At 33.5% G+C, this 7,507-nt stretch carries 6 protein-coding genes, 1 rRNA gene and 3 pseudogenes; 4 read left to right on the top strand and 6 right to left on the bottom strand.

Annotation, left to right across the window (positions count from 1 at the left end; translation table 11 throughout):
* Together LEP1GSC062_RS25135 and LEP1GSC062_RS19180 are read right to left on the bottom strand one after the other, a co-directional pair.
* Positions 1 to 476 (bottom strand): IS3 family transposase (locus LEP1GSC062_RS25135; RefSeq protein WP_020985206.1); only part of this gene is annotated, 476 nt, incomplete at its 3' end.
* Positions 473 to 748, bottom strand: a complete 276-nt coding sequence (locus tag LEP1GSC062_RS19180; RefSeq protein ID WP_020985199.1) for a transposase — start codon at positions 746 to 748, stop codon at positions 473 to 475. The genes LEP1GSC062_RS19180 and LEP1GSC062_RS25135, both read right to left, overlap by 4 nt.
* 58 nt (positions 749 to 806) lie before the next feature.
* Between LEP1GSC062_RS19180 and LEP1GSC062_RS25130 the strand changes: the two are divergent.
* Positions 807 to 1,091, top strand: a pseudogene (locus LEP1GSC062_RS25130) (transposase); the annotation flags it as partial.
* Here the strand turns inward: LEP1GSC062_RS25130 and LEP1GSC062_RS25990 are convergent.
* Complete coding sequence (locus LEP1GSC062_RS25990) at positions 1,059 to 1,358, bottom strand: transposase (protein WP_425268443.1); 300 nt, start codon at positions 1,356 to 1,358, stop codon at positions 1,059 to 1,061. The pseudogene LEP1GSC062_RS25130 and the gene LEP1GSC062_RS25990 overlap by 33 nt on opposite strands.
* Before the next feature lie 47 nt (positions 1,359 to 1,405).
* The gene (locus LEP1GSC062_RS25985) at positions 1,406 to 1,726 is read right to left on the bottom strand and encodes a transposase (RefSeq protein ID WP_425268442.1); all 321 of its coding nucleotides are present in this window, start codon (positions 1,724 to 1,726) and stop codon (positions 1,406 to 1,408) included.
* 193 nt (positions 1,727 to 1,919) lie between these two features.
* On the opposite strand from LEP1GSC062_RS25985, the pseudogene LEP1GSC062_RS19160 reads away from it, so the two are divergent.
* The 3 genes and pseudogenes from LEP1GSC062_RS19160 to LEP1GSC062_RS19150 form a co-directional block, all read left to right on the top strand.
* Positions 1,920 to 2,311: pseudogene (locus LEP1GSC062_RS19160) on the top strand (ISNCY family transposase); the annotation flags it as partial.
* Positions 2,312 to 2,714: 403 nt separating this feature from the next.
* The gene (locus LEP1GSC062_RS19155; protein ID WP_139357291.1) at positions 2,715 to 3,152 is read left to right on the top strand and encodes a hypothetical protein; all 438 of its coding nucleotides are present in this window, start codon (positions 2,715 to 2,717) and stop codon (positions 3,150 to 3,152) included.
* A gap of 191 nt (positions 3,153 to 3,343) precedes the next feature.
* The gene (locus LEP1GSC062_RS19150; RefSeq protein WP_020985205.1) at positions 3,344 to 5,647 is read left to right on the top strand and encodes an nSTAND3 domain-containing NTPase; all 2,304 of its coding nucleotides are present in this window, start codon (positions 3,344 to 3,346) and stop codon (positions 5,645 to 5,647) included.
* Between the two features lie 34 nt (positions 5,648 to 5,681).
* On the opposite strand, the pseudogene LEP1GSC062_RS22540 reads toward LEP1GSC062_RS19150, so the two are convergent.
* Positions 5,682 to 7,044 (bottom strand): annotated as a pseudogene (locus tag LEP1GSC062_RS22540) (IS256 family transposase).
* Positions 7,045 to 7,236: 192 nt separating this feature from the next.
* A 23S ribosomal RNA gene (locus LEP1GSC062_RS19135) occupies positions 7,237 to 7,507 on the bottom strand; the annotation flags it as partial.

Raw genomic sequence — 7,507 nt, 5'->3', positions numbered from 1 at the left:
CAACCAATGATCTCTCGATTGAAAAGATCTTTGATCGCAAATAGATAAATCCATTTCCCGTTGATCGGTATGTAAGTAATATCTGAGAGCCAAATCTGATTCAATCCATCCGACTTGAAAACTTGATCCAAAAGATTAGGAGCAACAGGAAGTTTGTGCTTCGAGTTCGTGGTCACAGGACGAAAAGAACGCTTCCGATCGGCTTTTAAACCCAGTTTATACATTCTTCTGTAAACTCGATTCTTAGATACGACAATCCCTTCCGATCGTAAGTCTTGATGAACTCGTAAATATCCAGACCTACCCTCATGCTCTTCAAATAGACGGCGAATTCTTTCGTCTAACTCTTGATTTGACTTTACTCTTTCGCTATCTTCTCGTTTCAACCAATCATAATAGCCGCTCTTGGATACATTCAGAATCTTGCATATCTTCTTTACTGGGAAATGATTCTTTTCTATATATGTATATTTCATTTCCTTGGTTTCAAGAAGATGGCCACGGACTTTTTTAAAATCTCCCTCTCCTCCGTTACTTCCAAGAGTTCTTTCCTTAAACGTTCATTCTCTGCTCGAAGTTCATCTTGGAACGGGCCATCATCCGTCAGATACTTTTTCTTCCAGTTTATCAAGGTATTCATCGAGACTCCCAAATCTTTTGATATTTGGGTCATGGATTTCCTGGACTTTACCAGGAGCTCAACCGTGTTCTTCTTAAATTCTTCATCGTATTGCGTTTTACGAGCCATGCTTTGATCCTTTTTCTTTTGCACGACCGTGTCCACTAATTCGGGGGAAGTTCAATAAAGTTTTGGGATGCGCTGTAAACTTTTCGGAGATAGAGGTTATATCAGTCAATCTTTGTTTGAAAGTCTTTATGAAAAGGGAATTCAACTCATTACAAAACTTAAAAAGAATATGAAAAATAAATGAATGCCCTTAGTTGATAAAATTCTTTTAAGAAAAAGAGCTATCATTGAATCCGTAAATGATGAACTCAAAAATATCTGTCAGATTCAACATACTAGACATCGAAGCTTTTTCAATTGGGCTGTTAATCTATTTAGAGCCGGTCTCAAAACTACCTATTAAGAAGTTAAAAGCAATGATGGAGCTTGCGAGATAAAGAGATGCCAGATAATTTTCCGCTTTTCTATCCCGAATGTTTCTTTTCTTGATGAATGCTTCTATATCTTTGAAGTCATAACCTTTATCTAAACAAAGATGCTTCGGTTTTTTTCTTTTTCTTCCGGAAAAAACTAAGATTGAATTCAACGTATCTTTTACACCGCGTTTGTCATGAACGTTAGCTCCAGTCAACGTAATTGCCAAAGGAATACCATTTCCATCCGTAAGAATATGCCGTTTAACCCCTAATTTGGCACGGTCTGTAGGGTTCTTTCCGGTTAAGCTCCCCCTTTGGGAGCTTTAACCATTGCGGAATCCATCAAAGCCCAGTCCCATGCTATCTTATTCTTCATATCATAATATTTTAAAATAGATTTATAGATCTTTTTAAATACTCCCGCTCGTTCCCATTCTTGAAATCTTCTATGACAAGTTTGACCGGACCCAAAGTCATTCGGAATTGCACGCCACTGACATCCCGTTTTCATTCGATAGATAATCCCTGCCATTACCACTCTTGCAGGTACACGATTGCGCCCTCCTTGGGGATTGACCTTTTTCTTTAGGGATAAAAGATGCGATTTTTTGCCAAAGGGCATCGGGTATCTCTGAATAATATTTGTCCATTTCACATTGATATTATTATGCTTTCTCAGTACAAGCAGTTTTGAGACCGGCTCTAAGTGGTTTAGTTGCATTTTCTTTTTTTCCAAAAAAACCTTCTTTGAATTTGAGATCCAAAGACAATTTACAACTTTTACTTGCTCCTTACACCGAACTCACGTTACTTACATCTTGCCAGTTATGATGTTAAAAGAAAAACACCGCATCGGATCCAAATCAATGCGAAAATACGATACTCCAAAAACACCGTTCCAGAGAGTTTTAAAGAGAAATGAAATTCCAAGTGTAAATAAATTGGAAATAAAATCCATTTACAAGAATCTCGATCTTTCTTCGATTAAAACTGAAATAAACCAACTACAAGACGACCTAATCAAAATTGCGGCACCAATTCGGTCGCCTAACGTAAAAGTAAGAAAGCGTAGAAAAAAGGCAATCTATCATATGATTCCAAAATGGAGACGAGAATTTAGTCCTACTACCTCGAATCCATTTTTACAACGTCAAAAAATGCAAGAATTAAGGAGGCCGCCGAAAAGATTTTGAATAAGCGAAAATAGTATATTCAGTCCCAAAAATTTAGGTTACACTGGAGTAGATTTTTAGATAACGAAACAATACATGTTTCATACTTGTTTTTCGTGAGGAAAGTCGAGTCGCCTGTTATGATGGGTTTTCTTGTTAAGTTTGGGTTGATTGAATAGTGTGTCTTTATAACATTCGTATATTTGGTTGTTACTCATCCCTACATAATAGAGTGTCCAAAATTCCGTGTCTAAACGGGGGATTCGTGCTAAAATTGGCGGTGCTCCTTTATGTAGAGATCAGTATTAGGTGTTTATACGAAATGCAACGATTATTTATTTGAACGAAATATTTGACTTTAATTACTTATAAGCAAGGGTGCCTATAATGATTCGAATAATGTCTTTCTTACTTTTTCTATTTTTCGTTACATCCGTAATGGCAGAAACTAAAAGTGTTGTCGTTGATTTTAAAACTGATCAAGAATATAAAGATTTCTGTTATAGCTTGAAACCGGTTTTAACGTATGTTTACAAAAACATAACTATGGATTGGATTGTGAATAGTACAATTAGAGGAACAGTAGACTTAAATACTATCTTGGTTTTAGCTAATAAAGAATATAATCAAAACTTCGAAAGTTCTTTTATAAAAAGTGATCAAAGTAATTTAAAGGAGCTAATTAAACTGTCTATAGACAATGGCCTTCCTGCATTGGCAAAGAGGAAGTCACCAAAACAAGATCAAGGGAAATGGATTGTTATTATTGGTCACGTAGATAAAATGATTGATAAATTGGTTATGAACGATTCACGAGTGGCTCCATTCCAAGAAATTTTTACTAAAGAAATAGAAACGGTCTACATTCTAAAATAATTGAGTTAGTTTAATTATATTTAAAAACTGGGTTGTATTGCGTTTCCTCACTCCGGCTCTGCGACGTCGGAAAGTATAATTCGTTATGCGACATTTTGCGATTTTGTTTAAAAAATTAACTTTTAGAGAAAACATGAAAATAAAGACACTAAAGCTCGTTTTAACATTTTCCTTAATACCAAGAAAACCCTTTGAGTTCAGAACAACCATTAATAAACATGAATTTTATATTTGAAAAATCTTTATCTTGGCTAGATTTTCAAATGTTAGCAAAAGACATATTGAATAAAATGTTAAATATAGAGATGCTTAATTTCGCTGAAGGTAAAGATCAAGGAATAGATTTACGCTACTTCGTATCAAAAGATTATCGAATAATTGCTCAATGCAAAAGAATAAAAAATTTAACTAAGAAAATTATAGATGAGGAATATAAAAAAATTGTAAAAATAGATTTTGAAGAATTTTATTTTGTATTTTCCTCAGATCCAAGTGTAAATTTAATAGATTATATAAAGAATAAATTTCATAAATGGATGCCTAATGGAGATTTGCATATAATTAATGGGTCACGTTTAAATGATTTCCTTTATAATAATATAGATATATTACTTAAACATCACAAATTATGGTTTCAAAGTACAGATTTATTAAAATTAATTCAAAATGAATATTTAGAAAGTAGGTCATTTGATTTTTTAATGAGCATTCAAAAAGAAGCAGTATTTTACTATAAGAGTAATGCTTTTTTTGAAGCAATAAAAATTCTAAAAGAACAGAAGGTGATTATTATTTCTGGTATTCCTGGAATTGGAAAAACCACACTATCTAAGATCCTCATACTTGAACTTATAAAGGACAAATTCGATATTCGAATAATTAGAAATATAATTGAAGGTGAAAAGCTACTTACTCAAAATTCCAAAAATGGTATGGTCTTATATTTTGATGATTTTCTTGGGGAGAATTTTTTACGTTATGATACTATGCAAGGTAGGTCACGCGATTATTTAGATTTTATAGAAAGAGTACAAAGATCGAAAGATAAATATTTAATTGTTACAACTAGAGAATATATTTTACAACAAGCAATACACGAATACCCCAAATTGTTAGAATCTGAGATGTTTAGAATTACAAAATATATCCTAGAACTAGAAAAATATAGTATAGAATCAAAAGCATATATACTATATAATCATTTATATTATTCTAAAAACATAACAAATGATTATATACGAATGGTTTTAGTTAATAATTCTTATGAAAAAATAATTAATCATCCAAATTATAACCCCAGAGTAATTAGTGCGATGACAAGAGAAATGGTAGGAATTCCATCGGGGAAATATATAGAAGAATTTTATGAAAATCTAAATAATCCACATAAAGTTTGGAGAGATGTATTTAGAAATCTCATATCGAATGAAGCTAGGATACTTTTAATAGTTTTTTTATGTTTAGATGGAAATTGTTTATTAAAAAGTCTAAATAATGAATATGAAAAACTATTATCTCATGCGTCAAAATATCTCTACATAGAATCTAAAAAACTATTTGTTGAATTATTAAAAGAAATCGAAGGAACATTTACTTTAACAAAAATTGATGGAAATCAAACTCCATATATTGAATTCCATAATCCATCAATCAAAGATTTTTTAATAGACGAAGTTTTGAATTATAGTGTTATTATTAATGCTATTATTGAAACAACTTTAAATATAAATACCCTTTTGTTTATAAAAGAACACTTAATCACAGAAGAAAAATCGCAAATGGTTTCTATCATACTAGAAAAATTACTCATAAATTATGATTCACTTGTTAATTTAAAAATAGAATTTATATGGTTTGAAAAGAATTTAAATTTGCCTTGTGTAGAAATCAATCCATTAACAAATATTGATAAATTATATAAAATTTCGGAAAGTTTTGATCCAATTCAATACCGATCCGTTCAAAATAAAATTATTAAATTCTTAGAAAGTGTAGATTTTATGGACTTTATTGAAGAGGGAGAAATAAACTTACTTAAGCACATAATTACAAAAGTAAAAATCTTTGTTACGTATCCTTATAAAATTTTAGAAATTCTTTTTAAGAACATAGATGATTCAGATTCATTATTTAACTTTTTCAGTTTTTCCGATGTTTTTGAAAAGGAGTTTGACTTATATTTAAATAATAAATCTACTTTAATAACCGATAAATTTGAGAAGATTGTAACAGATTCTTTCTGTTTAGATTATAATTATAGGGCAGATGTATACGAAACATTATCTGAAATTAAAATTGAAGATTATTTCAAAGATAAAAATGTCAAAGCTAAAATCTTATATCAAATCGATAGATTAGAAGAATATTATAATGAAAAAGAGAAAAAATCTAATAAAAGAATAATTGATAAAAAAGCTAAAATCGAAAAAAAAGAACCTGTTTTTTCCCTTAATAGTATATTTAACGAAGATATGTTAATGAAGGACAATTCATAATGGTAGTGTCAGGAATCCTGTGTAAATAACTTTCTTAAAACGAATCCAATTTCAATCGATCTCCGAAAAGAATCGAAAACTGATTCATCGCTTGAACTCGAGCGACTCGGCTCTCTAAGGATCGCTCGTCATCCCAATCTTGAATCGGCATGGTCCATTTTTTAGACATATTATTCAAAGCTAAATAGAGAAGCTTGATTGCCGCCTCATCGTTCGGAAACGAACCCGATTCTTGATAATTTTCTTAAGCCCATATTCATAGATTCGATAGCATTTGTAGTGTATATCGCCTTACGAATGTTAGGTGGATAGGCCAAAAAAGGAATCACCGAATCCCAATTACTTCTCCAAGACTTGCTGATCATCGGATATTGACTGTCCCATTTGGTTGAAAAATCATCAAGGCTTTTCTTAGCAATTTCTTCCGATGGAGATTTGTAGATGGCCTTTAGGTCGACTACCAACTCTTTCCTCTGTTTGTAAGAAACCCATTTCAAAGAATTCCTAACCATATGAACGATACAAAGTTGAACTTGTGCATTAGGAAAAACTGATATGATTGTATCCGGAAATCCTTTCAATCCGTCGACACAAGCAATTAAGATATCTTCAACGCCTCGATTCTTTAAGTCGGTTAAAATCTGAAGCCAGAACTTTGCCCCTTCGGTGCGTTCTACCCAGATCCCAAGAATCTCTTTTGTGCCCTGTAGATTGATTCCTACTGATCTCTACATAAAGGAGTACCGCCAATTTTAGCACAAATCCCCGTTTAGACGCAGAATTTTGGACTCTCCTTTGTGCCCTGTAGATTGATTCCTAAAGCCAAATAGAAGGCTTTGTTCACGACGTGGTTGCCATCTCGAACCTTCACGATCAACGCATCCATGATGAGAATCGGATACACTTTATCCAAGGGTCGATTCTGCCATTCGATCACTGTTTCCATTACGGAATCCGTTACTTGAGAAATTAAATCCGCCGAGACTTCAACTTGATAAATTTCTTTCAGGTGTTGAGATATTTCTCGAGTTGTCATTCCGCGTGAATACATCGAGATGATCTTTTCATCGAAGCCCGTAAATCGTGTCTGTCCTTTCCGGATTATCTGAGGTTCAAAGCTTCCGTTTCTATCTCTCGGTACTTCCAAGTCAATTGTCCCAAAGTCTCCTTTGAGCTTCTTACTACTTTTTCCATTTCTTGAATTGCCTGTGTTAATTGCCCAAGCTATCGTGCTTCTCATATCCAAGATGATGCGTCATCTCTCCTTGCATCGCTCGTTCAACAAGTGATTTGGTGAGTTGTTTTAAGAGGCCTTCGTTTCCGATCAGCTCTTCGGGGGTTTTACCTTTGATTAATTCATCGAGTAGTTCTTCCGCTCGATTCTTCGGTTTGCTCATACTGCTTTATCCTTGTTACTTTTTCTTTTTTCACAAGTCATTTACACAATCAAGATGACACCTTCTAAAACAAAAAAGCCAGACACTGCTGCCTGGCTCACATAAATTAATTCTAATACAATATATACTGCGATTTCAAACGGCGTTGTTGAATATTAGCAAGGTCTTGAGTGTCCTCAAGACTTTCGTAATATGGTCAAGCCTCACGACCGATTAGTATCACTCGACTGAATGTGTTACCACACTTACATCTGTGACCTATCAACCAAGTCATCTTCTTGGGGTCTTTAGGGGACTTGCGTCCCAGGGAGATCTTATCTTCAGAAGGGTTTCCCACTTATATGCTTTCAGCGGTTATCCCGGCCGAACATAGCTACTCAGCGTTGCTTCTGGCGAAACAACTGATACACCAGAGGTTCGTCCATCCCGGTCCTCTCGTACTAGGGACAGATTCCGTCAAATC

This window comes from Leptospira alexanderi serovar Manhao 3 str. L 60 (assembly GCF_000243815.2).
GTDB lineage: Bacteria > Spirochaetota > Leptospiria > Leptospirales > Leptospiraceae > Leptospira > Leptospira alexanderi.
Note: the sequence above shows the minus strand (reverse complement) of the source record. Positions and strands in the feature narration are given on the sequence as shown.

Coding starts and splice junctions, on each gene's coding strand:
- LEP1GSC062_RS19180 (WP_020985199.1), bottom strand. CDS start 748: ATGGCTCGTAAAACGCAATACGATGAAGAATTTAAGAAGAACACGGTT.
- LEP1GSC062_RS25985 (WP_425268442.1), bottom strand. CDS start 1,726: ATGCCCTTTGGCAAAAAATCGCATCTTTTATCCCTAAAGAAAAAGGTC.
- LEP1GSC062_RS19155 (WP_139357291.1), top strand. CDS start 2,715: ATGGCAGAAACTAAAAGTGTTGTCGTTGATTTTAAAACTGATCAAGAA.